Below are 25577 nucleotides of genomic sequence, written 5' to 3'. Positions count from 1 at the left end.
GGCCCGGCCCGCTGCCCCTTAGCCGACGCGCCGAAGCGTGTCCGGGTTAGATCTTTGCGGGTCGGATAGCCGTCGACGGCCATGATCAGATCCGCTTCGGCCAGCAGGCTGCGCAGCACGTGCACGATTCCGTCGACGCCGCCGAGCGCCAGACCGTAGGCATACGGGCGACCGACCCCGACGGCGGTCGCGCCCATGCCCAGCGCCTTGACGATATCGGCGCCGCTGCGGATCCCCGAGTCGAACAGAACCGGCAAGCCTTCGGCCGCCTCGATCACGCCGGGCAGGCAGTCCAGCGCGGGCAGACCGCCGTTGGCCTGGCGCCCGCCGTGGGTGGAGCAGTAGATGCCGTCGACGCCGCCGTCCCTGGCGCGCCGGGCGTCGTCGGGATGGCAGATGCCCTTGATGATCATCGGCAGGTCGGTCAGCGACCGCAGCCAGGGCAGGTCATCCCAGGTCAGCGGGTTGCCGAACGTCGTAATCCACTGCAGCACCGTGCCCTGCGGGTCCTCTTCGGGCGGGCGTTGCAGGCTGGCGCGAAAGACCGGATCGCTGGTGTAGTTGCTCAGACAGTGCCCCCGCAGCTGGGGGAAGTTGGCCGTGCTGAGGTCGCGCGGTCGCCAGCCGGGGATCCAGGTGTCCAGGGTGACGATGATGCCCTGGTAGCCGGCTGCTTCGGCCCGCTGCACCAGGCTGGCGGCCAAGTCGCGATCCTTCGGCGTGTACAGCTGGAAGAAGCCGGGGGTGCCGCCGAACTGCGCGGCGACCTCTTCCATCGGGTCCGCGGTCAGGGTGGAAACCACCATCGGGACCCCGGTCGCCGCGGCCGCACGGGCGGTGGCCAGGTCGCCGTGGCCGTCTTGAGCGCAGATGCCGATCACACCGATCGGCGCCATGAACAACGGCGACGGGAGGTTCATGCCGAACATCTGCACCGACAGGTCGCGCTCGGCGGCCCCGACGAACATGCGCGGGATCAGGCCCCAGCGATCGAACGCCTCGCGGTTGGCCCGCTGGGTGCGTTCGTCGCCGGCGCCCCCGGCGACGTAGGACCACACCGACGGCGGCATCGCCTTCTCGGCGCGGGCCTCCAACTCTGCGAAGGCCATCGGCAGCGCGGGTACGACCCCCGCCAGGCCCTGGAAGTAGATCTCGTTCTGGTAAGCGCCGAATGCCATGGGATAGAGAATGCCAGCCGGCCGTCAGGCTGACGAGCTTGCCGACTCCGCCTCGGCTAGTTCCTTCTTCCACTGCCGGAATGTCTCTTCGGTGCGGCCGCGCCGCCAGTAGCCGGAGATCGACGACGCCCACTTCGCGTCCACTGCACGCTCTTTGCGGACGTAGGGCCGCAAATTGTGCATGACGGCTTGGGCCTCGCCGTGGATGAAGACGTGCACCTGCCCGGGCAGCCACAGCGTGGTGGTGACGGCCTCGATCAGCGGCGCGAAATCGCCGGCGCGATCATCGGAGGCAAGGTCCGCGCGGGCGCCGCGATAAACCCAGTTCACCTGCATGCCTTCGGGCGCGGTCAACTCGATTTGGTCGTCGGGCCCGGCCACTTCGATGAAAGCCTTGCCGATTGCGTTGGGAGGCAATGCTTCCAACGCGGTGGCGATGGCCGGCAGCGCCGACTCGTCTCCGGCCAGCAAATGCCAGTCTGCCGCGGGGTCGGGCGTATACGCCCCGCCGGGACCCATCAGATAGATCACCTGTCCGGGTTGGGCGTGGGCCGCCCAGACTCCCGCCACGCCGTGTTCGCCGTGCACCACGATGTCCAGCGAGATCTGGCGGGCCGCGGCGTCGACCTTGCGAACGGTGATGGTCCGCACGGCCGGCCGTTTCTCCGGGGGCAGCACGGCGAAGCTGTCCTGGGTCAGGGGCTGGGGCAACGCGGCTACGTCGATGTCGGCGGCGACGAATACCAACTTGACGTAGGAGTCGGTGAAGTTGCTCGGCACGAACGTGTCGAACTGATTGCTCCCCAGCGTCACACGCTTCATGTGCGGTGCGAGTTGTTGGGTACCGACGACTTCAAAACGTTGGAGTGGTCGACCTGCCACGTGTCCTCCTGTTCAGACCCGGCCCCAGCCGACTATACGAGCCGGGGCCGTCGTCGCAGGTCGGCCGCCCGCGACGGGACGCGTTCCCCGGCGAACGAGGCGCCACCGTCCGCCGTCACGCTCGGCCAGTCCGGTCACCTCGAGGATCGCCAACGGTCCCAGCACCTGCTCGGGCATCAGCCCGGAGGAGACGGCGATCTCGTCGACCGTTGCGGCACCTCGCCCGGGCAACGCCTCGCACACCTGACGCTCGGGCTCGCCCAGCCCGTCCAACGCCGTCGCGGGCCGGGCCTCTTCGACGGCGAGTTCACCGATGTGTCCCACGAATTCCACGATGTCGTCGGCCCGGGTGACCAGCTCGGCCCCGTTGCGCAGCAGCGCGTGACAACCCGCCGACGCTGATGAGGTGATCGGTCCGGGCACCGCGGCCACCACCCGGCCCAACGACCCCGCCCAGGCGGCGGTGTTCGCGGCGCCGCTGCGCAGACCCGCCTCCACCACCACGACGGCCCCTGCGACCGCGGCGACCAGACGATTGCGGGTCAGGAACCGATGCCGAGCGGGCCGCAGGCCAGGCGGATATTCGCTGATCAACAAGCCATGCGAGGCGATGCGATGCAGCAACGCCGAGTGCCCGGCCGGATAAGGGATGTCGATGCCGCCGGCCAGCACCGCCACCGTGATTCCGTCGCTGGCCAGCGCCGCGCGATGGGCCGCACCGTCGATTCCGTAGGCGCCTCCCGAAACGACCGCGACGTCGCGCTCGGCCAGACCGGACGCCAGATCCGCGGTCACCTGTTCGCCGTAGGCCGTGGCCGCACGGGTGCCGACCACCGCCGCAGCGCGCCGGGCGATCTCGTCCAGACGCATCGGACCCAACGCCCACAACACCATCGGCGGCCCGCCGCGAGGCCTGCACCCGGCGCCGGCGAATGCCGAGAACGCGACCAGCGGCCACTCCGGGCAATCGGGCGTGATCAACCGGCCGCCGCGACGAGCGAGCACCTCGAGATCCGCTGCGGCCCGGTCTATCTCCCGCCTGGCGGCGGTGTGCCGTACCAGCTCCTCGCTGACCAGCCCACGCCGGACGCGGTCGGCCGCCTCGACCGGGCCCACGCATCCCACCAGGGCCGCGAGCTCCGGGCAGGGCGGCTCGGCCACCCGCGACAGGTACGCCCAGGCCGGCCAGGCGGGATCGTGGAACACCGCGGTCATCGTTGTTCTCCCAGCTGCCGGAAGCTCAGCGCGGCGGCCACCTCGTCCAGGCCGGGCGAGCCGCGGCCGGCCAAGTCGGCCAGGCTCCACGCGACGCGAAGCGTGCGATCGAGCCCGCGGATGCTGAGCAGCCCACGCTCCACCGCCAGGCGCAGCGGATGCATGGCTTGACTACTGAGCCGAAACTTGCGCCGCAACAGCGTCCCGCTCACTTCGGCGTTGGTGCTGAAACCGTGCGGGCGCCACCGGGCCGCGGCCTTGGCGCGGGCCCGCGCCACCCGATCGCGCACCTGTGCGGAGGATTCACCCTCGACGGTGGCGAAGGCCCCGGTCCGCACCGGGTGCATCTGTACCCGCAGGTCCACCCGATCCAGCAACGGGCCCGAAAGCTTGCCCAGATAGCGGCGTTTCGTCGCGGCCGGGCAGATGCAATCCTGCGGATCGGCCGGCGCGCAGGGGCACAGGTTGGCGGCCAACACCAGCTGAAACCGGGCCGGGTAGCACGCCACCCCGTCGCGGCGCGCCAGACGAATGAGGCCGTCCTCCAACGGTGTTCGCAATGCCTCCAGAGCGCTGACGCTGATCTCGGCGCATTCGTCGAGGAACAGCACACCGCGGTGCGCCCGGCTCACAGCGCCCGGGCGGGCCATCCCCGAGCCTCCCCCGACCAGTGCGGCAACGCTGGAGCTGTGGTGCGGCGCCACAAACGGCGGCGCCGTGATCAGCGGTGTGTCCCCGGACAACAACCCGGCCACCGAGTGGATCGCGGTGACCTCCAAGGCCTCACTGTCGGTCAGGCTGGGCAGCAATCCCGGAAGGCGTTGCGCCAGCATCGTTTTGCCCACACCAGGCGGTCCGGTCAACATCAGGTGATGCGCCCCCGCGGCGGCCACCTCGACCGCGAACCGTGCCTGCGCCTGTCCCACCACGTCGGCCAGATCCCCTACCGGCTCCGGGCCGGTGGCCGTCGCGCTGATCCGCTCGGCCAACCGGGCCGACCCATTGAGCCAGCTCCGCAGCTGCCCCAGCGTGCGGACGCCCCAGACATCGATGCCGTCGATCAGGCTGGCCTCGGCCAGGTTGTCCACCGGCACCACGACGGCGGGCCACCCGTCGCGTTTGGCGGCCAGCACCGCGGGCAGCACCCCGCGCACCGGCCGGATGCGGCCGTCCAGCGACAACTCGCCCAGCAGCACCGTCTTCTCCAGGCGTTCCCACGGGTTCTTTCGCTGCGCCGACAGCACCGCCGCCGCGAGCGCAATGTCGTAGACCGAACCCATTTTCGGCAGCGTCGCCGGGGACAGCGCAAGCGTGAGTCTGGCCTGCGGCCAGCTGTTTGTGCAGTTGGTGACGGCCGCACGCACCCGGTCCCGCGACTCCTGCAGCGCGGCGTCGGGCAGGCCGACGAGGTGGACGCCGGGCAGACCCGAGGTGATGTCGGCCTCGATCTCCACGATGTGACCGTCCAGTCCGCGCACCGCGACCGAGAACGCACGTCCCAGCGCCATCAGCCGATTCCCTGCAGATGCGAGATCTCCGGGGTGCGCCGGTTCCCGACACGGATCCCGATCACATCGATGCGGACCGCCGCCCAGCGCCCGTCCTGCGCGGCCAGCCACAGCCCCGCCAGCCGGCGCAGCCGCCGGACCTTGCGGGGTGTGACCGCGTGCGCCAAGCCCCCATACCCGTCGCCGGTACGGGTCTTGACCTCTACGAACACCACCGTGCGGGTGGCGTCGTCGGCCGCGATCACGTCGAGTTCGCCGTAGCGGGAGCGCCAATTGCGGTCCACGACGCGTAACCCCATCCGCGTCAGGTATTCCACGGCGAGGGCCTCACCCATCGCGCCCAGCTCAATGCGTGTCTTTGCGATCGTCATGCGGCCAATCTGGCCGACGCGCCCGACACGGCGTGCCGCGACGGACGCCGAGCGCCCGCTATCACGGCCGGTTATCCCCAGCGGGGTGTTCATCCACAGCGCAACGGCGGAACTGGTTTGCCGCGCAGCGCAATCGGCTACGTGACGCGGTCCGCGCGGGTGTAGACGTTCATCGAGTCCTCCCGCAGGAACGCGATCAGCGTGAGCCCGGATTCCTCGGCCAGGGAAACCGCCAGCGACGACGGCGCCGACACCGCGGCCAGCACGGGAATCCCGGCCAGCACGGCCTTCTGCGTGATCTCGAACGACGCCCGCCCGCTGACCAACAGCACCGAACCGGCCGGCGGTATCCGCTCGTGTTCCAGGGCCCAGCCGACGACCTTGTCGACGGCGTTGTGCCTGCCGATGTCCTCGCGGACCACCAGCATCGTGCCGTCGCCGTCGAAAAGCGCCGCGGCGTGCAGCCCACCGGTGCTGTCGAAAACCTTTTGCGCACTGCGCAGTTGGCCGGGCATGGCCTTGAGCGTGGCCGGGCCGACGGTGACCGGATCCGCGCCGGGCGTGAAGCGGCTGATCACCCGGACCGCATCCAGTGATGCCTTGCCGCATACCCCGCACGAGGAGGTGGTGTAGAAGTTGCGGGTCACGTCGAGGTCGGGCGGGTTCACCCCGGGGGCCAGTGTCACGTCGAGCACGTTGTACGTGTTGGCGCCGTCGTCGCCGCGGCCGCCGCAGTAGCGGATGGTCTGCACGTCGTCGCGGCGCACGATCACGCCTTCGGTGAGCAGAAAGCCTTGCGCAAGTTCGATATCCGCGCCCGGCGTCCGCATCGTCACGGTGACCGGTGTGCCGTTGACGCGGATCTCCAGCGGCTCCTCGACGGCCAGGGTCTCCGGCCGGACGACGGCCTGACCTGCGTTGACGTGTGTGGCGCGCCGGCGTGCGGTTACGTTCCCCACGGGATCGGAACTCCGGCCGAGCGCTGAAACCTCATCAAGCCAAACTACATTGGCCCGCGGCCCGCCGCCCATGCGGCGATCGGCCGCCCGGAAGACGTCTGACGTGCGGCCATTCCGACACCGTGCCGTCGCGATTGCTCTAGTGTCGACATGGCTCGTCGCGCCTGAGCAGTGCACCGCACCTGCGCAGGTCTGTAATAGGCGGGTATGGGGAGAAGGTGGTAACGACCGGCGTAAGAATCACGTCGTCGATACCGCGGACATAATGAGGCACAACATGGCAGCTGAAACACCAGGCGACGCGTCGATGCCGGGCGGGGAGAAGGCCGATCCGGCGACGGTGTTCGCCGCCCTCGCCGAAATCATCTATCAGGGCTCGGATGCCAAAGAGATGTACGCCGCCATCTGCGTCGCGGCGACCCTGGCCATCCGCGGCTGCGACCACGCCAGCCTGTTGATGCTCGAAAACGATCGTTATGTCACCGTCGGCGCGAGCGACGCGCTCGCCCAGCGGATCGACCAGATGGAACTGGAAGCCGGCGACGGCCCCTGCCTGGACGCGATCGAGGAGGAGACGCCGCAGATCGATGCGGATCTGACCACGCCGTCGCATTGGCCCAAGCTGGCGGCCCGGCTGCTCGAGGAGACCCCGGTGCGCGGTGCCATGGGGTTTCGGCTGCAGGTCAACAAGCGCAAGGGGGCCGCGCTGAACCTGTTCAGCGACACTGCGAACATGTTCGACGCCGAGTCGGCTGGGCGCGCGGCGGTGCTGGCCTCGTTCGCCAGCGTGGCCATCAACGCGGTGGCGAAGGGTGAGGACGCCGCCAGCCTGCGGCGGGGCCTGCTCAGCAACCGCGAAATCGGCAAGGCCGTCGGCATGCTGATGCTGCTGCACGACCTGACCGAAGACGAGGCGTTCGACCTGCTCCGGCGGCACTCACAGGCGCTCAACATCAAGTTGGCCGACGTCGCGCGTGAGGTCATCGAGCGGCGCGGTGGCCTGCCGTCCAACGGCGAGCAAGAGCTGCCGTCCGACAAATAGCTATTCGGGGAGCCGCAGCTCGGGCTTCTCGACCTCTTCGATGTTGACGTCTTTGAAGGTGACCACCCGCACCTGCTTGACGAACCGGGCCGGGCGGTACATGTCCCAGACCCAGGCGTCCGACAGCCGTAGCTCGAAGTAGACCTCGCCGTCGGCGTTGCGCGGCACCATCTCGACGCTGTTGGCGAGGTAGAAGCGCCGTTCGGTTTCCACCACGTAGCTGAACTGGCCGACGATGTCCTTGTATTCGCGGTAGAGCGAGAGCTCCATCTCGGTTTCGTACTTTTCGAGATCTTCGGCACTCATCTGCTCAGACGTCCTTTTCCCTGCCCGTTTTCCTGACTCCCCGTTCCCAACAGCTCGGTCGCCGGGTGAGCAGTCCGCATCTATCTTTCCTCACGGGCGTTCGCCACGCTCGCCCGGAGGGTCCGGTTTGCATTCGGCTACCAACCGGGTGCGGGAGCCGTCCCCGGTCGGCGAGGCCACCCGCCGGACGTTGATGAAGGAATAGCGGTGCTCCGCGCAAGGCCCCAGCCGCGTCAGCGCCGAGCTGTGCGCGGGCGTGCTGTAGCCCTTGTGGTCCGCGAAACCGTAGCCGGGGTGATCGACGTCCATCGCGACCATCAGCCGGTCGCGGCTGACCTTGGCCAGCACGCTGGCCGCGGCGATGCAGGCCGCGGCCGCGTCCCCGCCGACCACCGGCAACGACGGCATCGGCAGCCCGGGCACGCGAAAGCCGTCGCTCAGCACGTAGCCGGGGCGCACCGACAGCCCCGCCACCGCGCGCCGCATGCCTTCGATATTGGCGACGTGCACCCCGCGCCGGTCGACTTCGACCGACGGGATGAACACCACGTGATAGGCCAACGCGTAGCGGCAGATCAGCGGGAACAACTTCTCCCGCATCTTCTCGGTGAGCTTCTTCGAATCATCAAGGGCAGCAAGGCTTTCCAGGCGATTCGGTCCCAGCACACAGGCCGCCACCACCAGCGGCCCGGCGCAGGCGCCACGGCCGACCTCGTCCACTCCGGCGACCGGCCCCAGGCCGCTGCGATGCAGCGCGGACTCCAGGGTGCGCAGTCCGGTCGATTTGCGGATCACCGTCCGCGGCGGCCACGTCAGGGTCATTTCCGAGCCACGACTACTGGCCTTGCTGGGGGTTCACCGAACCCACTCCACCCCATCGCGTCGGCGGCCAGACGATGAACCTGGCCTTGCCGATGACGTTGGCCACCGGCACCGTCCCCGACATCGGATCACCGGTGCACAGAATGCCTTTGAGTGCGTCGGTCGGAGTGCTCGTGCAGTGGGCACGCGAATCCGCCGAGTGGGTGCGGTTGTCGCCCATCACCCACAACCGCCCGTCCGGGACGGTGACCGGACCGAATTCGCTGCCCAGGCAGGGGTATACGGACGGGTCGGCCATCATCGTGGCCGGCTTCAGGTACGGCTCCTTGAGCGGCTTGCCGTCGACCGTCAGCCCGGTATCGGCCCGGCATTGCACGGTCTGCCCGCCGACCGCGATCACCCGCTTCACCAGATCGTTCTCGTCGGGGGGCACAAAACCGATGAACGACAACGTGTTCTGCAGCCAGCGCAGCGCGGTGTTGGGAGACCGGATCGACTTGTATCCGGTGTTCCAGTTCGGCGGTCCCTTGAAGACGATCACGTCGCCGGGGTGCGGCGACCCGAACCGGTAAGTGAGCTTGTCGACCATGATCCGGTCGCCGACACAACCCGAGCAGCCGTGCAGCGTGGGCTCCATGGACTCGGACGGAATCAGGTACGGACGCGCCACGAATGTCAACATCACGTAGTAGAGGACGATCGCGGTAACCGCCAGGATCGTCAGCTCGCGCAGCGCGGACTTCTTCTTGGGTTCCGGCTCGTCCGCGTCGTGCGACTCAGCACCCGGTTCGGGCGCGGCGGTGGGCTCGACCGCGTCGGCCCGTTCGTTCGTGGGCGCGTCTGGGACGCGAGTGGAGACCTTCGGCTCCGACTGACCAGGCTCGGACTGGGGCTCGGGCGAGTCCGTGGAATCCGTCACGAGATCAGAGTAGCCAGCGCGGTGTGGGTGACCGTAAAGCGTCTTCGAAACCGAACGCGCGTGCCGCAGTGATCGTCGAGACGCGCGCGGTCAGCGCTTTTCCTTGATCTTGGCCTTCTTGCCGCGGAGTTCGCGCAGGTAGTAGAGCTTCGCGCGGCGGACATCGCCACGGGTGACCACCTCGATGTGGTCGATGTTCGGCGAGTGCACCGGGAAGGTCCGCTCGACGCCGACGCCGTAGCTCTCCTTGCGCACGGTGAAGGTCTCGCGGACGCCACCGCCCTGCCGGCGCAGCACCACGCCCTTGAACACCTGGATACGCTCCTTGGCGCCCTCGATGACCTTCACGTGCACATTGATGGTGTCGCCCGGGCTGAAGGCCGGGATGCCGTCGCGCAGCGACGCCTGATCGACGAAGTCCAGCCTGTTCATGTGGAGACACTTCCTTGAGGTCGCGGCGTGCGGAAACTGCCCGCACGCAGGGGTGGTCGTTAAGCCGATTCGGGCTTTGGGTGGCATCTCGCAGCGGGCGGAATGCGGCCCGGCCGGCCGGGTGCCGCTGGAGACAACTGGTCAATTGTGCCAGACACCCCGCGTGCATTGAAAATCACATGTAAACGCTGCGATTCATGGCGCGCCTGAGGCACCGGTGAATGGTACATATGACTGGGGTCAGCACACGCTAGTCACTACCCGAACTCGAAGACGCCCGGGCAGATTGCGGTACGGCGCCCACACAGGTTTACGTCAGAGGACTTGGGAGAAGAACAGATGCGTGTACGCCCGCGCACCGCACTCGCCGCCGTCGCGGCGGTGACGCTGGTGCTGGCCGGGTGCGACGAGGCACGACTAGCGGCAAAATCCCAGGTTAAGGCGTCCAGCAACGCCTCCGGCGCGCCCGATCACCAACCGCAGCTCATTCAGCTGCTGCTGGACACCATCGACACATCCGGGTTGCCGGCGGCACCGCCCAAGACGCTGGACGCGCTGCCCGGCGCCGGATGGGGCGGGTTGCAGGCCCGCATTCAGCAGGCCACCGAGCAGGCCGCCGCCAGCGGGGCCACCCTCTCGGTGGGCATCCTGGACCGCAAGACCCACGAGCTGATCTCCAACGGCAACAGCCAGATCATCGGCACGGCCTCGGTGGCCAAGCTGTTCATCGCCGACGACCTGCTGCTGGCCGAATCCCAGGGCCGGACCGCCCTGTCCCCCGACGACCGTCAGGCACTCGACCTGATGCTGCAGTCGTCCGACGACGGCGCCGCCGAGAGGTTCTGGGGTCAGGACGGCGGCGACAACATCATCACGCAGGTGGCGGGCCGCTACGGGCTGTCGTCCACCGCTCCGCCCTCGGACGGGCGCTGGTGGAACACGACGAGCTCGCTGACCGACCTGATCCACTACTACGAGAAGCTGCTCGACGGTTCCGGCGGGCTCTCGGCGGACCGGGCCAAGATCATCGTCAACGACCTGGCCCATTCCACCCCGAACGGCGTCGACGGGTACCCGCAGCGCTTCGGCATCCCCGACGGGCTGTTCGCGGAGCCGGTGGCCGTCAAGCAAGGCTGGATGTGCTGCATCGGCACGGAGTGGATGCATCTGTCGACCGGCGTGGTGGGCGCGGACCGCCGCTACATCGTGGTGGTGGAGTCCCTGCAGTCCTCCGACGACGCGACGGCGCGCGACACGATCACGCAGGCCGTCAAGACGATGTTCCCCAACGGCCGGATCGGGCCGACGACCTTCTAGGGCGAATCGCCCGGCCCGAGATCGGGCCGGCGCTCGCGCGTACGCCGCAGCGAAACCTCCCGGCGCCAGGCCGCGATGCGGGCGTGATCGCCTGACAGCAGCACCTCGGGGACGTCGAGCCCCCGCCAGCTCGGCGGCCGGGTGTAGCTGGGCCCCTCCAAAAGGCCGCCCAGCACGTCGGAGTGCGAATCCTCGCGATGGGACGCGGGATTGCCCAGCACCCCGGTCAGCAGCCGCAGCACGGATTCGATCATCACGACGGCCGCCGACTCACCGCCCGGCAGCACATAGTCGCCGATCGAGACTTCCTCGACCCGCATCCGTCGCGCGGCGTCCTCGACGACGCGGTGGTCGATGCCCTCGTAGCGGCCGCAGGCGAACACCAGATGCTGCTCGGCGCTCCAGCGCTGGGCGGTGGATTGCTTGAACAGTGCGCCGGCCGGCGTGGGAACGACCAATAGCGTTTCGCCAGAACAGATTTCATCCAGCGCGTCGCCCCACACCGGCGCCTTCATCACCATTCCCGGGCCGCCGCCGTAGGGCGAGTCGTCCACCGAGTGGTGCACGTCGTGAGTCCACGCCCGCAGGTCGTGCACCCGAAGGTCGACCAGGCCCGACGCAATTGCCTTGCCGGGCAACGATTGCCGCAGCGGATCCAGGTAGGCCGGAAAGATCGTCACGACGTCTATGCGCACCGGCTATCCCAGATCCAGCAGGCCCTCGGGCGGATCGATTTCGACCATCCGGTCGTCCAGCGACACCGACGTGACGATCGCATTCACGAACGGCACCAGTACCTCCCGGGTTTCGCCGCCGTCACTGCGGTGCACCGCCAGTAGTTCCCCGGCGGCGGTGTGCAGCACCTCGGCAACGACGCCGAGATCCTCCCCCGCGGTGGTCCGCACCCGCAGTCCCTCGAGCTGATGGTCGTAGTAGGTGTCCGGCTCGTCGATCGGCGGCAGGTCGCCGGAGTCCACCACGAACAGGCTGCCGCGCAGCGCGTCGGCGGCGTCGCGGTCGTCCACACCGGCCAACCGCACCAACAGCCGGCCGCCGTGTTCGCGCGCACCGGCGACCACGTAGCTGCCTTCTGCTCCGCGGCCGCGAGATGGCTTGGCGCGCAGGGTAATACCCGACGCGAAGCGATCGGCAGGGTCGTCGGTGTGAACCTCCACGACCACCTCGCCGGTGATGCCGTGCGCTTTCACGACGCGCCCGACGAGCAGCTCCATGAGTTGGTGACCTACTGGTCGGTGTCCACCACGTCGACGCGGATACCGCGGCCCCCGATTCCGGCGACCAGCGTGCGCAACGCGGTCGCGGTGCGTCCGCCGCGACCGATCACCTTGCCCAGATCCTCGGGATGGACATGCACCTCGACGGTGCGCCCACGCCGGCTCGTCACCAGGTCCACCCGGACATCGTCCGGGTTGTCCACGATTCCGCGAACCAGATGTTCAACAGCGTCGACGACGACGGTACTCATTGCGACCGTCAGCTTTCGGTGGCGGGCTCGGCCGGCGCTTCGGCAGCCGGCTCGGCCGGGGTCTCGGCGGTTTCAGCAGGGGCTTCGGCGGTTTCAGCCGGGGCTTCGGTGGTTTGCGCCGGCGCCTCGTCGGCCTTAGCGGCCTTCTTGGCCGGGGCCTTCTTCTTCGGCTTGGACGCCTCGGTGGTCGGTCCGCCGTCGGCCTCGGCCAGCGCGGCGTTGAACAGCTCCAGCTTGGTGGGCTTGGCCGGGGCGACCTGCAGGCTGCCCTCGGCGCCGGGCAGACCCTTGAACTTCTGCCAGTCGCCGGTGATCTTCAGCAGTTTGACGACCGGCTCGGTCGGCTGCGCACCCACCGAAAGCCAGTACTGGGCCCGCTCCGAGTCGATCTCGATCAGGCTGGGGTCTTCCTTCGGGTGGTACCGGCCGATCACCTCGATCGAGCGGCCGTCGCGGCGGTTGCGGGCGTCGGCGACGGCGATGCGGTACTGGGGATTGCGGATCTTGCCAAGCCGGGTGAGCTTGATCTTGACAGCCATGATTAAGCGAATTCTCCTGGGTGTCACGCTGCAATTCAGCGATCGGGGCGGGATGCCCGGATCCGGTTTTGCCTCGCGTGTATGACCGCCGAACGAGCACCCCGGCGACGGGGCGGGTCGCGCGGCGGACAGCCGCCTATTGTGCCAGAACGAGGGGCTCCGGCAGAAATTCGCCTGCACCGGCGACTTTCGGCTATGCGGGACGTCAAACTGGTTAGGATTGCGCGGGGGCGAAAGTAGGGAGCCGATCGATGCGGATCGTGAATTTCAGCTGGAGCCGGCGAGTGACCGGTCCCGTCGCTGTTGCCGCCGTGCTCAGCGCCCCGTTCGCGCTGCTGGGGGCGCCGTCCGCGCACGCTGCGACCGGCATCGATGGCTACGCCCAGTGCGTCGACACGAAGCCGCCCCCGCCGGGGGTCAGTGCGGAATTCTGGTTTCCCAGCGTCCACATCATCCAGAACGATCTCGATTCGGGCATTCCCGCCGCCCAAGTGACCCAGATTCTGGTGACCATGGGAGTCTCGCCGGAGGATGCCGCCAAGCGCGTGCAGTGCTTCCAGGCCAATCAACCCCGCGGACAAGGGCACTGACCCGACGCCTGGCCCACCTCGCCCGCGGCGTCACATGATCTTCTGGAAGACCTTCGTCTCGACCCTGCGTGTCATCCGCCAGCCCTGCGGCGTGCGCGCGAACTCGTCGTCGTACCAGAGCCCGCAGAACATCACCTGGTCCCCGGGTTTTCCGTCGGCGCCGGGAAAGACCATCGGGTTGAAACAGATCACCCGCGACGTGGCCTTGTCCCCGTCGATCTGGACCGAGAAGTTGCCGAGCATGTGCGCGTATACCGGAAAGCCCGGCAGCACCTCGGAGAGCCATTTCTTGACCTCGGGATAACGGCCTTCGATACCTCCCAAGGCCGTGTAGTCGATGTAAGCGTCTTCGGTGAATACCTTGTCCAAATCGTCGAATCGCCGCTGGTCAATAGCGGTGGAATAGTCCACCATCAGCTGCTGGATCTCCAGACGGTCGGAAATTTCGGCCAGGCTCAACATGCATCGATTCAACACCCGGGGCATCGGGAACACCCAGGCACCCCGAGTGGTCGTCAGTTTCCTTGTGTTCCAGCGTGTTTGGCGTCGTGTTTCGCGACCACTGCGGCCGGCGGGTTGCGGAAGCTGATCGCCAACCGGTTGTAGGTGTTCATCGTCGCGATCGCGATCGTCAGATCGACCAATTCCTTGTCGTCGAATTGCGCCGACGCGGCCGCGTACGCGCTGTCGGGTGCGCCCGTGCTCGATATTTCGGTGACGGTTTCCGCCCACGCCAGCGCGGCCCGCTCGCGGCCGTCGAACAGCTCACCGGCTTCCGGCCACACCGGGACCAACGCGATCTTCTCGTTCGACACCCCCAGGTCGCGCAACTCGCGCGTGTGCATGTCGATGCAGTACGCACAGCCGTTGATCAGCGACACCCGCAGGTAGACGAGGGTCAGCAACACCGGCGACAGACCCGACTGGCTGACATACAGATGCACGCCGCCCAGCAGTTTCACACCCCGCGGTGCCACGGCTTGGTAGTCGATTCGTCGACTCATGGCTGTCTCCTCCCCTTTTGCCATACCACGCAAAGCCGCCGAGGAGAATAATCCCCGCTATGAGAGCAGGAATCACCTGCTTAGCAACGGCCTTGTTGGTGTGGGTCGGGGCGCCGAGCGCCGCCGCCGCCCCAGGGAGCTGCGCGCCGGGCAGCGCCTGCCAGCGCTGGTGCCCCGGCGATCCCGATCCGGCAGGCCGGCCCATCCCCTGGGACCCGAGCGTCTGCCACGACTTCTACTGGGATTACGCCGGGGTCCACGACACCGGCACCGGCGTCTTCTACTCGTGGTCCTCCCTTCCGTTCAAGCAGCCGCCGCCGCCCGGGCCGGTGCCCACCCAGACCTCGTATCTGCCGCTGCCCCCGCTGCCGTTCTGCCCGGTGCCGCCCTGGTGCCCGTGAGGCAGCAGGCGTCGGCCAGGCCCGGAAGTTACACTGTGCGCCCATGCGGAAACTCATCGCCGCAGCTGCTGCGCTGCTCACGGTCGCCGGTGTCACCGCCCCCGCCTCCTGGGCCGACGATATGCAGCCGGTCGGCTCGGTTCCGATCCCCGACGGCCCGGCCCAGACCTGGATCCTGGCCGACCTGGACAGCGGCCAGGTGCTGGCCGGTCGCGACCAGTACGCGGTTCATCCGCCCGCGAGCACGATCAAGGTGCTGTTGGCGCTGGTGGCTCTCGACGAGGTGAGCATGGACTCGACGGTCGTCGCCGACGTGGCAGACACCCAGGTCGAATGCAACTGCGTCGGAATCAAACCCGGCCGGGTTTACACCGCGCGCCAGTTGCTCGACGGCCTGCTGCTGGTGTCCGGCAACGACGCCGCCAATACGCTGGCGCATCTGCTGGGCGGCGCCGACGCCACGGTGGCCAAGATGAACGCGAAGGCCGCCTCCCTCGGAGCGACCAGCACCCACGCCGCGACCCCGTCCGGGCTGGACGGCCCCGGCGGATCCGGCGCCTCCAGCGCGCACGACCTGGCCGTCATCTTCCGGGCCGCGATGGCCAACCCGATGTTCGCCCACATCACGGCCGAGCCGTCGGCGCTGTTCCCGGGCGATCACGGCGACGAGCCGATCACCAACCAGGACGAGCTGCTGACCCGGTATCCGGGCGCCATCGGCGGCAAGACCGGGTTCACCAATGCGGCGCGCAAGACCTTCGTCGGCGCCGCGTCGCGCGGTGGGCGCCGGCTGGTGGTCGCGATGATGTACGGGATGGTGAAGCCCGGCGGACCGACGTACTGGGATCAGGCGGGCGGCCTGTTCGACTGGGGCTTCGCGCTCAATCCGTCGTCGAGCATCGGCTCACTCTAAAACTCGCTCGGAACAAGCCCGGTTATCAGCTTGGACAGCAACGCAATGCGTTGCTCTTCGATATCGGGCTCCGGAAAAATCCCGCGCACGATCGCCGCGCCGTCGAACACGTTGGTCATCAGCGCCACCAGCACCGGGAACGTCTCCTCGCCGACGGCGTCGGCGCCCGGCAGCGCCCGCGCGGCGTCGAGAATCTTCGCGGTGTACTGCGCCAGCACCTCGCGCAGATGGGCGCGCAGCTTCGCGTCGGTGCGCGCGGCGACCATCAATTCGTAGAGCACGGCGTTGGTGGGACCGCCGGTGATGTCCCGCAGAATCGTCAGCGCCGCTTCCAGCGCCGGCCGGTCGGCCGGGATCTGGGCGACCTGCTTGGTGAACGACTCCACCTGCCGGCGCAGCACCTCCGACGCCGTCGCCGCCATGAAGTCGCTCATCGTCTCGAAGTGGCGGAACAACGCACCCACCGACACCCCGGCCGCCTTGGTGATCACGGCCGCCGATGCCCGCGCGTAGCCGACCTCGACGATGCTTGCGATGGACGCCTCGAGGAGCCTCCCGACCGTCTCCTCGCGGCGTTGCTGCTGGGTTCGGGCCATCTCAGGCACTGACTTTGTGAGCGCTGCGGCCCCGATGCCGCTGACCCGCCCGCAGGTACCGGCCCGACTTCGCGGTCTGGCCGTAGCCGTCGCGGAACTCGCCGGCGCGGAAGACCACGGTGCCGCCCACAGCGGTCGCTACGACGGCATCGTCGTTGCGGTTGACCATTCGCCGCAGGCCGCCGTAGAAGGGGACCTCTTCCTCGTGGTAGGCCTCGACCTCGTCGTTCAGGCCGGCCGGGTCGATCACCACGAAGTCGGCACGGTCACCTTGGCGCAGCGTTCCGGCGTCGATGCCGAACCATTCCGCCAGCTCACCGGTCAGGCGGTGCACGGCCCGTTCGGTGGACATGAACGGCGCACCCGCCCGGTAGGCGTCGCGGGTTCGCTTGAGCAGCTTGATCGGAAAGTTGTAGAACGCCATATTGCGCAGGTGCGCACCGGCATCCGAGAAGCCCATGTGCACGCTCTCCTCGTTGGCCAGCGCGTCGAGCAGCTTGGGCCGGTGGTTGGCAACGATGGTCGTCCATCGCACATTGCGTTCACCGTTTTCGACGAGCACGTCGAGGAACGCGTCGAGCGGATGCAGTCCGCGCTGATCGGCGATCGCGCCAAAGCTCTTGCCGATCAACGACTTATCGGGGCACTCGACGATGACGGCGTCGTGGAAGTCGCGGTGCCACAGCGACGGGCCCAGCTTGATGCGGTCGAACTCCTTGCGGAACTCGCGGCGGTAGGCCTCGTCGGCCAGTAATTCGTTGCGCTGCAACTGGTCTCGCAGATGTAAGGCGGCGGTGCCCGCACCGAACTCCTCGAAGACCGGCAGGTCGATGCCATCGGAGTACAGCTCGAACGGCACCGGCAGGTGCTGGAACCGCACGCTCGAGCCCAGCAGCTTGTTCATCAGCCGGACGCCGGGCCCGAACACGTAGACGGCGAGCGGGTTGGACTTGGCGTCCGCCGACACCAGCAGACTCATCCGAACGCCCTTGCGGCGTCTGAAGATTCGGCTGCTTTCCAGGAAGAACATGATCGCCGTGGCCGCCCGGTTGACGTCGGGCGCGCTCTGCAGGATCCGGCCGCGCTTGCGCAGGACCTTGATCAGCTTGCGCCGCTCCCGCCAGGTCGCGAAGGTCGACGGCAGCGCCCGGGAGCGGAAGCGGTCGCCGTCGAGTTTGTCGATCGCGGCGTCCATGCCTGACATGCCGAGCATTCCGGCGTCGAGCGCCTCCTCGAGCAACGTCGCCATCTTGTCCAGTTCGGCGTCGGTGGGCCTGACGTCGGCGTCGGTGGCCCGGTCGAGCCCGAGCACCGCGGAGCGCAGGTCCGAATGCCCAAGCAGCGAGCTGACATTCGGCCCGAGCGGCAACTCGTCGACGGCGGCGATGTACTCCGCGGCGTTCGCCCAGGTCCGGTTGGTCTCCAGCGCGCCGTGCACATATTCGCGTGGCACCGCCTCGACCCGGCTGAACAGGTCCGCGGCGTCTTCGCTGTTGGCGTAGACCGTCGACAGCGAGCACATGCCCAGCAGCACCGTGGTGACACCGTGGCGCACCGACTCGCGCAGGCCCGGGTCCAGCAGTACCTCGGCGTCGTAGTGGGTGTGCACGTCGATGAAGCCCGGCACCACCCACTTGCCGGCCGCGTCGATGACCTCTGGGCAGCCCGTCTCGTCGAGCGGCCGGGTCGACACCGTGGCCACCACGCCGTCGCGGATACCCAGCGTGCGGGTGTGCGGCGTGCTACCGGTTCCGTCGAACCACAAGCCATCTCGGATGATCACGTCGTACGTCATTGTCGCCTCCCGGTATGTTGGAGCGAACCTATCATAGATAGTGAGCGCTCGCAATCTTTCTACCGGATTACCCTCCCGGCTTCGCCGGTTTCGTGGCGCTGGGCGCTGCGGGGGCGGGGCTGAGCAGGCCGGTGGGTTCGGGGACCGAGACCGGGTCCGGCACGGAGACGCCGGACGGGGTATCGGCGGTGCGGGTCAGCGTCGCGGGAACCCGGATCACCGATCCGCGCTGACCACACTCGTCGGTTTGCACGACGAGATCCATTTCACCGACGAGGTCCCCCTGCGGATTGGGCCGCAATGCCAGCGTCTGCACCGTGGTCTGCGACTTGGCCAACCCGGTCGGCCCCACGCACGGAAACGGCACCGTTTCCGGCCGCGCCTGCCATTGGCCGTCGGTGAACTGAAAAATCACCGGACGACCGCCGGAGTTGGCCGGCTGGGTGTGGTCGTTGTTGTCCAGCAGTACCGCCGCGGCCGAGCAGTACGACGGCGTGCACGACGAGCGCAATGCCCACCAGGTCGAGACGTCCGGCGGTTGCGGGCTCGGCGTGTAGTCGAAGGTCTCCTTGGACCGCTGCGCGTCGAGGCGATAGGTGCCGTCCAGCGCAGCGGGCGGGCCGGACGGGGCGGTGGGCGGCGGCACGGCGGCCGGGGCGGGCGCGCTGGCGGGGGCGCTTGCCCCGCGTGCCGCGGTCGACTCCATCTTTCGCCCGATGATCAGGCCGAACGCGAACAACGCGATCAGCAGCAGGATCGCGGCGGCGCCGAGCACGATTTTGCGGGGCCTGCGCCGCGTCGGCAGCGCGGCCGGTGCCTCGGCATCGGGTGCGGCCGATTCGGTGCTCGCGGCGTCCTCGTCGTCGGGCCACCCGAAGGCCGGGTAGTCGAGGACAAGGACAGCCTCGGGACTGCGATCCGCCCGCTGGGTCGCGAACAGTGCATTGGCGGCCTCGGCGAACTCTCGGCAACTCGCAAACCGGTCGGCGGGCCGGTTGGCGAGCGCCCGCGCGAACACGTGATCCAGCTGCGCCAATTCCGGGCGCTGGTCGCTGAGTTTGCGCGGTGCACCTTCCAGCAGCTCGCGCAGCGCGGCGGACGGACTGCGGTACTCGGTTGGCGGTGCGCCCGTCAACAGGTGAAATGCCGTTGCCGCCAACGCATACTGGTCGGCGCGCCGGTCGACGTCGGCGCCCATCAACTGCTCGGGCGCGGCGTAGCCCACGGTGCCGACCGGGACATGCGTGCCGACCACGCCGGAGTGCTCGCCCAGTGGGCGGGCTACTCCGAAGTCCGACAACAAAATCCGTTGCTCGCCGTCGGAGGGGTTGGTCAGCAGAATGTTGGCCGGCTTGACGTCGCGATGCAACAACCCGCGCTGGTGCGCATAGTCCAGTGCGTCGGCCACCGCGGTGATGATCGCCAGCACTTCACCGACCGGCCACACCGCCGGGAATCGGTCCTTGAGCAGCTGCGCGGCGTTGCTGCCCTCCACGTAGTCCATCGCGATCCACAGCTGTCCGTCGTAGTCGCCGCGGTCGTGCACCTCGACGATGTGCTGGTGATGCAGGCTCGACACCGTCGGGGTCTCGGACAGAAAATCCCGGCGGAACCGGCGGTCCGACGACAGCGCCGGGGACAGAACTTTCAGTGCCTGCCAGCGCGCCGAACGAGGATCCTGAACAAGGTAGACATCTCCAGTCACCCCGGATCCGAGCCTTCGAGCGACGGTATAACCGGCAAAAACCGCGCCGCTGGCCAACGCCATCGGGTCATTCTATCCGCCACCGCGGCGCCTCGCTGACCAGGCGTCCTGACGGCACGCGGCGTGCGTCAAGGCCGAAAGACGTTGCCGCGCAGGATCACCAGGTCGGGCCGGGACAAGACACCGGGACCGTTACGCGGGTCTTGCGCATAGCAGACCAGATCCGCGGACGCCCCGTGCTCCAAGCCGGGACGGCCCAGCCAGCGCCGGGCATCCCAGCACGCGGCGCCCAGCGCGTCGGTCGGACTCATTCCGACCTTCGTCAGCGCCTCGACCTCGTCGACGATCCGGCCATGCGCGATCATCGTGCCGGCGTCGCTTCCGGCATAGATCGGCACGCCGGCATCCACGGCCGCCGCGATCCGCTCGGGGCAGCGCGCATACAGATCGCGCATGTGCGCGGCATAGGTCGGGTAGCGCTTCGCGGCGTCGGCGATCCCCGGGAAATTGTCGAAGATATTGATCAGGGTGGGCACCAGCACGGTTCCGTGCGCAAGCATCAGCGCGATGGTCTCGTCGGTGAGCCCGGTGCCGTGCTCGATGCAGTCGATCCCGGCCTTGATCAGCCCCGGCATCGCCTCATCGCTGAAGACGTGCGCCGTGACGCGGGCGCCGTGCGCGTGCGCGGTGTCGATCGCCGCCTTGAGCACGTCGTCGGACCACAGCGGCGCGAGATCGCCGACACCGCGGTCGATCCAGTCGCCGACCAGCTTGATCCAGCCGTCGCCGCGCCGGGCTTCGACCGCCACCGCGTCCGGCAGCTGTGATTCGTCTTCGAGCTCGACCGAGAAGCCGGCCTGGTAGCGCTTGGGGCGCGCGATGTGCTTTCCGGCCCGGATGATGCGCGGCAGGTCGTCGTGGTCGTCAAGGCTGCGGGTGTCGGTCGGCGAGCCGCAGTCGCGCAGCAGCAAGGCGCCGACCTCGCGCTCGGCCTCGGCCTGTGCGATCGCGTCCTGGAGGGGGATCTCGCCGTCGTGGCCGAGACCGACGTGACAGTGAGCGTCCACCAGCCCGGGCAGGATCCAGCCGCCGTCGAACACGGTGTCGGCCCCGGCGACGCGTTCGGTGCTGATCTTGCCGTCGACGATCCACAGTTCGACCGCGGCGTCTTGGCCATTTTCCGGGGGTAGTCCCCGACCCCGCACGTGCATGGGCACCGCGCGGCTACTTCTTGCCCGGGAACTTCAGCTTGGACAGATCGAAGTCCGCCAGACCGGGCGGCAGCTCGTTGAGGCCCTCCGGCATCTGGGACAGATCGGGGAACCCCGCCGGCATCCCCGGCATGCCCTGCATCAGCGGGTTGCGCGCCTTGGGTGGCGTCGGCCCGCGGCCTCCCTTCTTACCCTTCTTGCCTTTGGCTCCCTTGCCTTTTCGGTTGATGGACTTGCGGCCCATCCCCGGGATGCCCATGCCGCCCAGCATCGACGACATCATCTTGCGGGCTTCGAAGAAGCGGTCCACGAGCTGGTTGACTTCAGAAACGCTGACACCGGATCCATTCGCGATGCGCAGTCGCCGCGAGGCGTTGATGATCTTGGGGTCGGCGCGCTCCTGCGGCGTCATCCCGCGGATGATGGCCTGCAACCGGTCGAGCTGGCGGTCGTCGACCTCGGCCAGCGCGTCCTTCATCTGCCCGGCACCGGGCAGCATGCCCAGCAGGTTGCCGATCGGGCCCATCTTGCGGATCGCGAGCATCTGTTCGAGGAAGTCCTCGAGGGTCAGCTCGCCGGACCCGATCTTGGCCGCGGCGGCCTCGGCCTGCTCGGCGTCAAAGACCTGCTCGGCCTGTTCGATCAGGCTGAGCACGTCGCCCATGCCGAGGATGCGGCTGGCCATCCGGTCCGGGTGGAAGACGTCGAAGTCTTCCAGCTTCTCGCCGGTGGACGCGAAAAGGATTGGCACGCCGGTGACCTCGCGGACCGACAACGCCGCACCACCGCGCGCGTCGCCGTCCAGCTTGGTCAGCACCACGCCGGTGAAGCCGACACCCTCACGGAACGCTTCGGCGGTGGTGACCGCGTCCTGACCGATCATCGCGTCGAGCACGAAGATCACTTCGTCGGGATCGACGGCGTCCCGGATGGCCGCGGCCTGGCTCATCAGCTCGTCGTCGATACCCAGACGGCCGGCGGTGTCGACGATCACCACGTCGTGGTGCTTGGCGCGGGCTTCGGCGAGCCCGGCCGATGCGACGGCGACCGGGTCACCGGGGCCGGAGCCCGGGGACTCCCCCGGATGCGGCGCGAAGACCGGCACCCCGGCGCGCTGGCCGACGACCTGCAGCTGGTTCACCGCGGCGGGACGTTGCAGGTCACAGGCCACCAGCAGCGGCGTGTGCCCCTGGCCGCGCAACCAGGCGGCCAGCTTCCCGGCCAGCGTGGTCTTACCGGAACCCTGCAGACCGGCGAGCATGATGACGGTCGGCGGTGTCTTCGCGAACGCCAGTTGCCGGGTCTCGCCGCCGAGGATGCCGATCAGTTCTTCGTTGACGATCTTGACGACCTGCTGCGCCGGGTTGAGGGCACCGGACACCTCGGCGCCCCGGGCGCGCTCCTTGATCCGGGCGACGAAGGCCCGCACGACAGGAAGTGAGACGTCGGCTTCCAGCAGCGCGAGACGGATTTCGCGCGTGGTGGCATCGATGTCGGCGTCGGTCAATCGACCTTTGCCGCGCAGCCCCGCAAGGGCACCGGTCAACCGGTCGGAGAGCGATTCAAACACCCCAACAGGCTACTGGAGTGCGTTACGGACCCTCCACGGGCGCGAACGTCACGCCGGCGTGACTGTCGTCGGTCAAAGCCACGCTGGCGTGACGCCCGGTGAGTGGGGTCAGGCCCTTGACGCCACAGCCGCGGCCAGCAAATGTCAGCACATGCTCGAGGTAATCGACAAGGGGTCCTGCAGCCAGGACCATCCGGTGCCGTTGCTCTTCGTGCACGGCGGCTGGCATGGCGCGTGGTGCTGGGACGACCATTTCCTGGACTACTTCGCCGACGCGGGCTATCGCGCGGTGTCGATCAGCTTTCGCGGACACGGCACCAGCCCCACCGCCAAACCCCTGTCCAAGGTTTCCGTCGCCGACTACATGGATGATCTGCAGTCGGTGGCCGACGACCTGGGTGGCCGGCCGGTGCTGATCGGCCATTCGCTGGGCGGTTTCGTGATCCAGCGCTACCTAGAGGAGCACGGCGCCCCGGCCGCGGTGCTGCTGGGCTCGGTGCCGCCGACGGGCGTGCTCAGCCTGGCGATACGGGTGTGGCGGCGCCGGCCGTCGATGACTCTGGAGGCCTGGAGCGACCCGACCCTGCTGAAATTCCTGGCCACCCCGGAGCTGACCCGCGAGTACCTGTTCTGCGCCGACACGCCCGAGGCCATCGTCGAATCCTGTCGTCTTCGCGCCGGAGCCGAGAGCGTGCGCGCTGCCATGACCGATCCGGTGTTGCGCCGCGTCAGGACCCGACGGGTCCACACGCCGATCCTGGTCCTGGGTGCGCTGTACGACGGGTTCGTCAGCGTCGAGGAGGTGCGCGCCACGGCGCGGGCCTACGGCACCGAGCCGGAGTTCTTCGCGATGGGCCACAACATGATGCTCGAACCGGGCTGGGCCGACGTCGCCGCGCGGATAGATTCCTGGCTAGAAACCCGCGATTTTGCGAACCCTTCACGGCTTTCCGGATAACCTGGCTTTCGTCTCTTTCGAGTCGTTGCAGCGTCGGTCCAGCGCCGAAAAGCGTTGCCATGCTACATTTCACACCCGCCACTTAACTGAGCTGGCCGCGTCGGAGAGCAACTACTGAGGGGAGTCGTGTCGATGCAGCCGGTCGCTGACGCGAGCGTTGGAATCGACACGCGACCGCTGCGAGGCTGGCAGCGCCGCGCGCTGGTGAAATACGTGGCCGACTCGCCGCGCGACTTCCTGGCCGTGGCCACCCCCGGATCCGGGAAGACGACGTTCGCATTGCGGGTGATCGCCGAACTGCTGAGCAGTCGTGTCGTCGAGCAGATCACCGTCGTGGTGCCCACCGAGCACCTCAAGGTGCAGTGGGCGCAGGCCGCGCTGCGGCACGGCATATACCTGGACCCCCGATTCTCCAACACCAGCGCGGCGACCTCGCCGGAGTACCACGGCGTGATGGTCACCTACGCCCAGGTCGCCTCGCATCCGACGCTGCACCGGGTCCGCACCGAGCAGCGCAAGACGCTGGTCGTCTTCGACGAGATCCACCACGGCGGTGACGCCAAGACCTGGGGCGACGCCATCCGTGAAGCATTCAGCGACGCGACACGCCGACTTGCCTTGACGGGCACCCCGTTTCGCAGCGACGACAGCCCCATCCCGTTCGTCAGCTACGAATCGGGCCTGGACGGGATTCGCCGTTCGCAAGCCGACCACACCTACGGCTATGCCGAAGCGCTGGCCGACGGGGTGGTGCGCCCGGTGGTGTTTCTCGCCTACTCCGGGCAAGCGCGCTGGCGCGACAGCGCCGGCGAGGAACACGAAGCGCGCCTCGGCGAGCCGCTATCGGCCGAGCAGACCGCACGGGCATGGCGCACCGCGCTGGACCCCGCCGGCGAATGGATGCCCGCGGTGATCACCGCCGCGGATCAGCGGTTGCGTCAGCTGCGCACCCATGTGCCCGACGCCGGCGGCATGATCATCGCGTCGGATCAGACCGCGGCCCGCGCGTATGCGACCCTGCTGACCCGGCTGACCGGGGAAGCGCCGACGCTGGTGCTCTCCGACGATCCCGGATCGTCGCAGCGGATCTCCGAATTCTCCGACAGCACCTCACGCTGGCTGGTCGCGGTGCGGATGGTCTCCGAAGGTGTCGACGTGCCCCGGCTGTCGGTCGGGATCTACGCCACCAGCGCCTCGACGCCGCTGTTCTTCGCCCAGGCCATCGGGCGCTTCGTGCGGTCGCGGCGCCCGGGCGAGACCGCGAGCATCTTCGTGCCGTCGGTGCCCAACTTGCTGATGCTGGCCAGCGAGTTGGAAGCCGAGCGCAATCACGTGCTCGGCGAACCGCACCGGGAGTCACTCGACGACCCCCTGCTCTCCGATCGCGCCGTCGGGGAGCAGAACGAAAAGACCGACCTGGAAAAGGGTTTCACGTCGCTGGGCGCCGACGCCGAATTGGATCAGGTCATCTTCGACGGGTCCTCGTTCGGCACCGCCGCCGCGGCGGGCAGCGACGAGGAGGCAGACTACCTCGGCATCCCTGGTTTGCTCGACGCCACCCAGATGCGGGCGCTGCTGCATCGCCGCCAGGACGAGCAACTGCAGAAGCGGGCCGCCTCCGGACAATCCGCGCCCGCACCCTCCGGGCCGGGGGCCATGCACGGGCAGCTGCGCGAGCTGCGCCGCGAACTCAACAGTCTGGTGTCGGTCGCCCATCACCGCACCGGCAAGCCGCACGGCTGGATCCACAACGAACTGCGCCGCCGTTGCGGCGGACCGCCGATCGCCGCGGCCACCCGCGATCAGCTCAAGGACCGCATTGTGGCGCTGCGCCAACTGAATTCGGAGCTGGCGTAGT

At 68.4% G+C, this 25577-nt stretch carries 27 protein-coding genes and 1 pseudogene; 7 read left to right on the top strand and 21 right to left on the bottom strand.

Features of this window, described 5'->3' with window-relative positions; genetic code table 11:
- Window positions 1–18: 18 nt before the first annotated feature.
- The 6 genes and pseudogenes from AC5Y5O_RS14985 to fdhD form a co-directional block, all read right to left on the bottom strand.
- Window positions 19–1178 (bottom strand): annotated as a pseudogene (locus AC5Y5O_RS14985) (alpha-hydroxy-acid oxidizing protein).
- Between the two features lie 24 nt (window positions 1179–1202).
- Entirely contained in the window at window positions 1203–2060 is an 858-nt protein-coding gene (locus AC5Y5O_RS14980; RefSeq protein ID WP_500025648.1) for a siderophore-interacting protein, read from the bottom strand.
- A gap of 12 nt (window positions 2061–2072) precedes the next feature.
- Window positions 2073–3275, bottom strand: a complete 1203-nt coding sequence (dprA, locus tag AC5Y5O_RS14975; RefSeq protein WP_500025647.1) for a DNA-processing protein DprA — start codon at window positions 3273–3275, stop codon at window positions 2073–2075.
- A complete protein-coding gene (locus AC5Y5O_RS14970; RefSeq protein WP_500025646.1) occupies window positions 3272–4783 on the bottom strand; it encodes a YifB family Mg chelatase-like AAA ATPase in 1512 nt (503 codons plus the stop codon). The genes dprA and AC5Y5O_RS14970 overlap by 4 nt, the downstream gene beginning before the upstream one ends.
- A complete protein-coding gene (locus tag AC5Y5O_RS14965) occupies window positions 4783–5154 on the bottom strand; it encodes a YraN family protein (protein WP_096290984.1) in 372 nt (123 codons plus the stop codon). The genes AC5Y5O_RS14970 and AC5Y5O_RS14965 overlap by 1 nt, the downstream gene beginning before the upstream one ends.
- A gap of 137 nt (window positions 5155–5291) precedes the next feature.
- Window positions 5292–6113 carry a formate dehydrogenase accessory sulfurtransferase FdhD gene (fdhD, locus tag AC5Y5O_RS14960; protein ID WP_500025645.1) on the bottom strand — a complete coding sequence of 274 codons (822 nt, stop codon included), beginning with the start codon at window positions 6111–6113 and terminating at the stop codon, window positions 5292–5294.
- Between the two features lie 277 nt (window positions 6114–6390).
- Here fdhD and AC5Y5O_RS14955 point away from each other — a divergent pair, with 277 nt between their 5' ends.
- A complete protein-coding gene (locus AC5Y5O_RS14955; RefSeq protein WP_096286093.1) occupies window positions 6391–7155 on the top strand; it encodes a GAF and ANTAR domain-containing protein in 765 nt (254 codons plus the stop codon).
- On the opposite strand, the gene AC5Y5O_RS14950 is transcribed toward AC5Y5O_RS14955, so the two are convergent.
- From AC5Y5O_RS14950 to rplS, 4 genes are all read right to left on the bottom strand, one after another.
- The gene (locus AC5Y5O_RS14950; protein WP_007171389.1) at window positions 7156–7461 is read right to left on the bottom strand and encodes a DUF2469 domain-containing protein; all 306 of its coding nucleotides are present in this window, start codon (window positions 7459–7461) and stop codon (window positions 7156–7158) included.
- A 90-nt stretch (window positions 7462–7551) separates the two neighbouring features.
- Window positions 7552–8283: a ribonuclease HII gene (locus AC5Y5O_RS14945; protein WP_500025644.1), complete on the bottom strand. Its 732-nt coding sequence runs from the start codon at window positions 8281–8283 to the stop codon at window positions 7552–7554.
- A gap of 13 nt (window positions 8284–8296) precedes the next feature.
- Window positions 8297–9202 carry a signal peptidase I gene (lepB, locus tag AC5Y5O_RS14940; protein ID WP_096286091.1) on the bottom strand — a complete coding sequence of 302 codons (906 nt, stop codon included), beginning with the start codon at window positions 9200–9202 and terminating at the stop codon, window positions 8297–8299.
- A 90-nt stretch (window positions 9203–9292) separates the two neighbouring features.
- Window positions 9293–9634 carry a 50S ribosomal protein L19 gene (gene rplS / locus AC5Y5O_RS14935; RefSeq protein ID WP_096286089.1) on the bottom strand — a complete coding sequence of 114 codons (342 nt, stop codon included), beginning with the start codon at window positions 9632–9634 and terminating at the stop codon, window positions 9293–9295.
- Window positions 9635–9973: 339 nt separating this feature from the next.
- Between rplS and AC5Y5O_RS14930 the strand changes: the two genes are divergently transcribed.
- Entirely contained in the window at window positions 9974–10951 is a 978-nt protein-coding gene (locus AC5Y5O_RS14930; protein ID WP_096286087.1) for a serine hydrolase, read from the top strand.
- On the opposite strand, the gene trmD is transcribed toward AC5Y5O_RS14930, so the two are convergent.
- The 4 genes from trmD to rpsP are packed head-to-tail and all read right to left on the bottom strand — an operon-like array spanning window position 10948 to window position 12976.
- Window positions 10948–11646, bottom strand: a complete 699-nt coding sequence (gene trmD / locus AC5Y5O_RS14925; protein ID WP_096286085.1) for a tRNA (guanosine(37)-N1)-methyltransferase TrmD — start codon at window positions 11644–11646, stop codon at window positions 10948–10950. The two genes, AC5Y5O_RS14930 and trmD, sit on opposite strands and share 4 nt — an antisense overlap.
- A 3-nt stretch (window positions 11647–11649) precedes the next feature.
- Entirely contained in the window at window positions 11650–12183 is a 534-nt protein-coding gene (rimM, locus tag AC5Y5O_RS14920; RefSeq protein ID WP_500025643.1) for a ribosome maturation factor RimM, read from the bottom strand.
- Window positions 12184–12194: 11 nt separating this feature from the next.
- Window positions 12195–12437 carry an RNA-binding protein gene (locus tag AC5Y5O_RS14915; protein WP_025736282.1) on the bottom strand — a complete coding sequence of 81 codons (243 nt, stop codon included), beginning with the start codon at window positions 12435–12437 and terminating at the stop codon, window positions 12195–12197.
- 8 nt (window positions 12438–12445) lie between these two features.
- Window positions 12446–12976 (bottom strand): 30S ribosomal protein S16, encoded by a 531-nt coding sequence (rpsP, locus tag AC5Y5O_RS14910; RefSeq protein WP_096286081.1) that lies wholly within the window; start codon window positions 12974–12976, stop codon window positions 12446–12448.
- A 251-nt stretch (window positions 12977–13227) separates the two neighbouring features.
- Between rpsP and AC5Y5O_RS14905 the strand changes: the two genes are divergently transcribed.
- Window positions 13228–13566 carry a hypothetical protein gene (locus tag AC5Y5O_RS14905; RefSeq protein ID WP_207768488.1) on the top strand — a complete coding sequence of 113 codons (339 nt, stop codon included), beginning with the start codon at window positions 13228–13230 and terminating at the stop codon, window positions 13564–13566.
- A gap of 30 nt (window positions 13567–13596) precedes the next feature.
- On the opposite strand, the gene AC5Y5O_RS14900 is transcribed toward AC5Y5O_RS14905, so the two are convergent.
- Both AC5Y5O_RS14900 and AC5Y5O_RS14895 read right to left on the bottom strand, forming a co-directional pair.
- A complete protein-coding gene (locus AC5Y5O_RS14900; RefSeq protein ID WP_207768487.1) occupies window positions 13597–14028 on the bottom strand; it encodes a nuclear transport factor 2 family protein in 432 nt (143 codons plus the stop codon).
- A 53-nt stretch (window positions 14029–14081) separates the two neighbouring features.
- Window positions 14082–14570: a carboxymuconolactone decarboxylase family protein gene (locus AC5Y5O_RS14895; protein ID WP_096286075.1), complete on the bottom strand. Its 489-nt coding sequence runs from the start codon at window positions 14568–14570 to the stop codon at window positions 14082–14084.
- Between the two features lie 59 nt (window positions 14571–14629).
- Here AC5Y5O_RS14895 and AC5Y5O_RS14890 point away from each other — a divergent pair, with 59 nt between their 5' ends.
- The gene (locus tag AC5Y5O_RS14890; RefSeq protein ID WP_133160833.1) at window positions 14630–14971 is read left to right on the top strand and encodes a hypothetical protein; all 342 of its coding nucleotides are present in this window, start codon (window positions 14630–14632) and stop codon (window positions 14969–14971) included.
- A gap of 43 nt (window positions 14972–15014) precedes the next feature.
- The gene (locus AC5Y5O_RS14885; protein WP_096286071.1) at window positions 15015–15884 is read left to right on the top strand and encodes a D-alanyl-D-alanine carboxypeptidase family protein; all 870 of its coding nucleotides are present in this window, start codon (window positions 15015–15017) and stop codon (window positions 15882–15884) included.
- On the opposite strand, the gene AC5Y5O_RS14880 is transcribed toward AC5Y5O_RS14885, so the two are convergent.
- The 5 genes from AC5Y5O_RS14880 to ffh all read right to left on the bottom strand — a co-directional run bounded on the left by AC5Y5O_RS14880 (window position 15881) and on the right by ffh (window position 22761).
- Complete coding sequence (locus AC5Y5O_RS14880) at window positions 15881–16480, bottom strand: TetR/AcrR family transcriptional regulator (protein WP_096286070.1); 600 nt, start codon at window positions 16478–16480, stop codon at window positions 15881–15883. The genes AC5Y5O_RS14885 and AC5Y5O_RS14880 overlap by 4 nt on opposite strands.
- Before the next feature lies 1 nt (window position 16481).
- The gene (locus AC5Y5O_RS14875; RefSeq protein WP_096286069.1) at window positions 16482–18275 is read right to left on the bottom strand and encodes an N-acyl-D-amino-acid deacylase family protein; all 1794 of its coding nucleotides are present in this window, start codon (window positions 18273–18275) and stop codon (window positions 16482–16484) included.
- Between the two features lie 67 nt (window positions 18276–18342).
- The gene (locus tag AC5Y5O_RS14870; RefSeq protein ID WP_500025642.1) at window positions 18343–20043 is read right to left on the bottom strand and encodes a serine/threonine-protein kinase; all 1701 of its coding nucleotides are present in this window, start codon (window positions 20041–20043) and stop codon (window positions 18343–18345) included.
- 65 nt (window positions 20044–20108) lie between these two features.
- Window positions 20109–21191: a metal-dependent hydrolase family protein gene (locus tag AC5Y5O_RS14865; protein ID WP_500025641.1), complete on the bottom strand. Its 1083-nt coding sequence runs from the start codon at window positions 21189–21191 to the stop codon at window positions 20109–20111.
- 13 nt (window positions 21192–21204) lie between these two features.
- On the bottom strand, window positions 21205–22761 hold the full coding sequence (gene ffh, locus AC5Y5O_RS14860) for a signal recognition particle protein (protein WP_096286064.1): 1557 nt from the start codon (window positions 22759–22761) through the stop codon (window positions 21205–21207).
- Between the two features lie 151 nt (window positions 22762–22912).
- On the opposite strand from ffh, the gene AC5Y5O_RS14855 reads away from it, so the two are divergent.
- Complete coding sequence (locus AC5Y5O_RS14855; protein WP_500025640.1) at window positions 22913–23719, top strand: alpha/beta hydrolase; 807 nt, start codon at window positions 22913–22915, stop codon at window positions 23717–23719.
- Window positions 23720–23851: 132 nt separating this feature from the next.
- Window positions 23852–25576, top strand: a complete 1725-nt coding sequence (locus AC5Y5O_RS14850) for a DEAD/DEAH box helicase (RefSeq protein ID WP_096290983.1) — start codon at window positions 23852–23854, stop codon at window positions 25574–25576.
- Window position 25577: the final 1 nt, after the last annotated feature.

Source organism: Mycobacterium sp. NGS40, from assembly GCF_059812735.1.
This window is presented reverse-complemented; position numbering and strand designations above follow the sequence as displayed.

Bases quoted from the DNA above. Each gene is read 5' to 3' on its own strand.
- rpsP (WP_096286081.1), bottom strand. From the start codon at position 12,976: ATGGCTGTCAAGATCAAGCTCACCCGGCTTGGCAAGATCCGCAATCCC.
- AC5Y5O_RS14895 (WP_096286075.1), bottom strand. From the start codon at position 14,570: ATGAGTCGACGAATCGACTACCAAGCCGTGGCACCGCGGGGTGTGAAA.
- AC5Y5O_RS14905 (WP_207768488.1), top strand. From the start codon at position 13,228: ATGCGGATCGTGAATTTCAGCTGGAGCCGGCGAGTGACCGGTCCCGTC.
- AC5Y5O_RS14885 (WP_096286071.1), top strand. From the start codon at position 15,015: ATGCGGAAACTCATCGCCGCAGCTGCTGCGCTGCTCACGGTCGCCGGT.
- rimM (WP_500025643.1), bottom strand. From the start codon at position 12,183: ATGGAGCTGCTCGTCGGGCGCGTCGTGAAAGCGCACGGCATCACCGGC.
- AC5Y5O_RS14930 (WP_096286087.1), top strand. From the start codon at position 9,974: ATGCGTGTACGCCCGCGCACCGCACTCGCCGCCGTCGCGGCGGTGACG.
- AC5Y5O_RS14900 (WP_207768487.1), bottom strand. From the start codon at position 14,028: ATGTTGAGCCTGGCCGAAATTTCCGACCGTCTGGAGATCCAGCAGCTG.
- AC5Y5O_RS14865 (WP_500025641.1), bottom strand. From the start codon at position 21,191: ATGCACGTGCGGGGTCGGGGACTACCCCCGGAAAATGGCCAAGACGCC.
- AC5Y5O_RS14950 (WP_007171389.1), bottom strand. From the start codon at position 7,461: ATGAGTGCCGAAGATCTCGAAAAGTACGAAACCGAGATGGAGCTCTCG.
- AC5Y5O_RS14915 (WP_025736282.1), bottom strand. From the start codon at position 12,437: ATGAGTACCGTCGTCGTCGACGCTGTTGAACATCTGGTTCGCGGAATC.
- AC5Y5O_RS14855 (WP_500025640.1), top strand. From the start codon at position 22,913: ATGCTCGAGGTAATCGACAAGGGGTCCTGCAGCCAGGACCATCCGGTG.
- rplS (WP_096286089.1), bottom strand. From the start codon at position 9,634: ATGAACAGGCTGGACTTCGTCGATCAGGCGTCGCTGCGCGACGGCATC.
- dprA (WP_500025647.1), bottom strand. From the start codon at position 3,275: ATGACCGCGGTGTTCCACGATCCCGCCTGGCCGGCCTGGGCGTACCTG.
- AC5Y5O_RS14850 (WP_096290983.1), top strand. From the start codon at position 23,852: ATGCAGCCGGTCGCTGACGCGAGCGTTGGAATCGACACGCGACCGCTG.
- AC5Y5O_RS14890 (WP_133160833.1), top strand. From the start codon at position 14,630: ATGAGAGCAGGAATCACCTGCTTAGCAACGGCCTTGTTGGTGTGGGTC.
- AC5Y5O_RS14955 (WP_096286093.1), top strand. From the start codon at position 6,391: ATGGCAGCTGAAACACCAGGCGACGCGTCGATGCCGGGCGGGGAGAAG.
- AC5Y5O_RS14945 (WP_500025644.1), bottom strand. From the start codon at position 8,283: ATGACCCTGACGTGGCCGCCGCGGACGGTGATCCGCAAATCGACCGGA.
- AC5Y5O_RS14880 (WP_096286070.1), bottom strand. From the start codon at position 16,480: ATGGCCCGAACCCAGCAGCAACGCCGCGAGGAGACGGTCGGGAGGCTC.
- AC5Y5O_RS14965 (WP_096290984.1), bottom strand. From the start codon at position 5,154: ATGACGATCGCAAAGACACGCATTGAGCTGGGCGCGATGGGTGAGGCC.
- AC5Y5O_RS14875 (WP_096286069.1), bottom strand. From the start codon at position 18,275: ATGACGTACGACGTGATCATCCGAGATGGCTTGTGGTTCGACGGAACC.
- AC5Y5O_RS14870 (WP_500025642.1), bottom strand. From the start codon at position 20,043: ATGGCGTTGGCCAGCGGCGCGGTTTTTGCCGGTTATACCGTCGCTCGA.
- AC5Y5O_RS14970 (WP_500025646.1), bottom strand. From the start codon at position 4,783: ATGGCGCTGGGACGTGCGTTCTCGGTCGCGGTGCGCGGACTGGACGGT.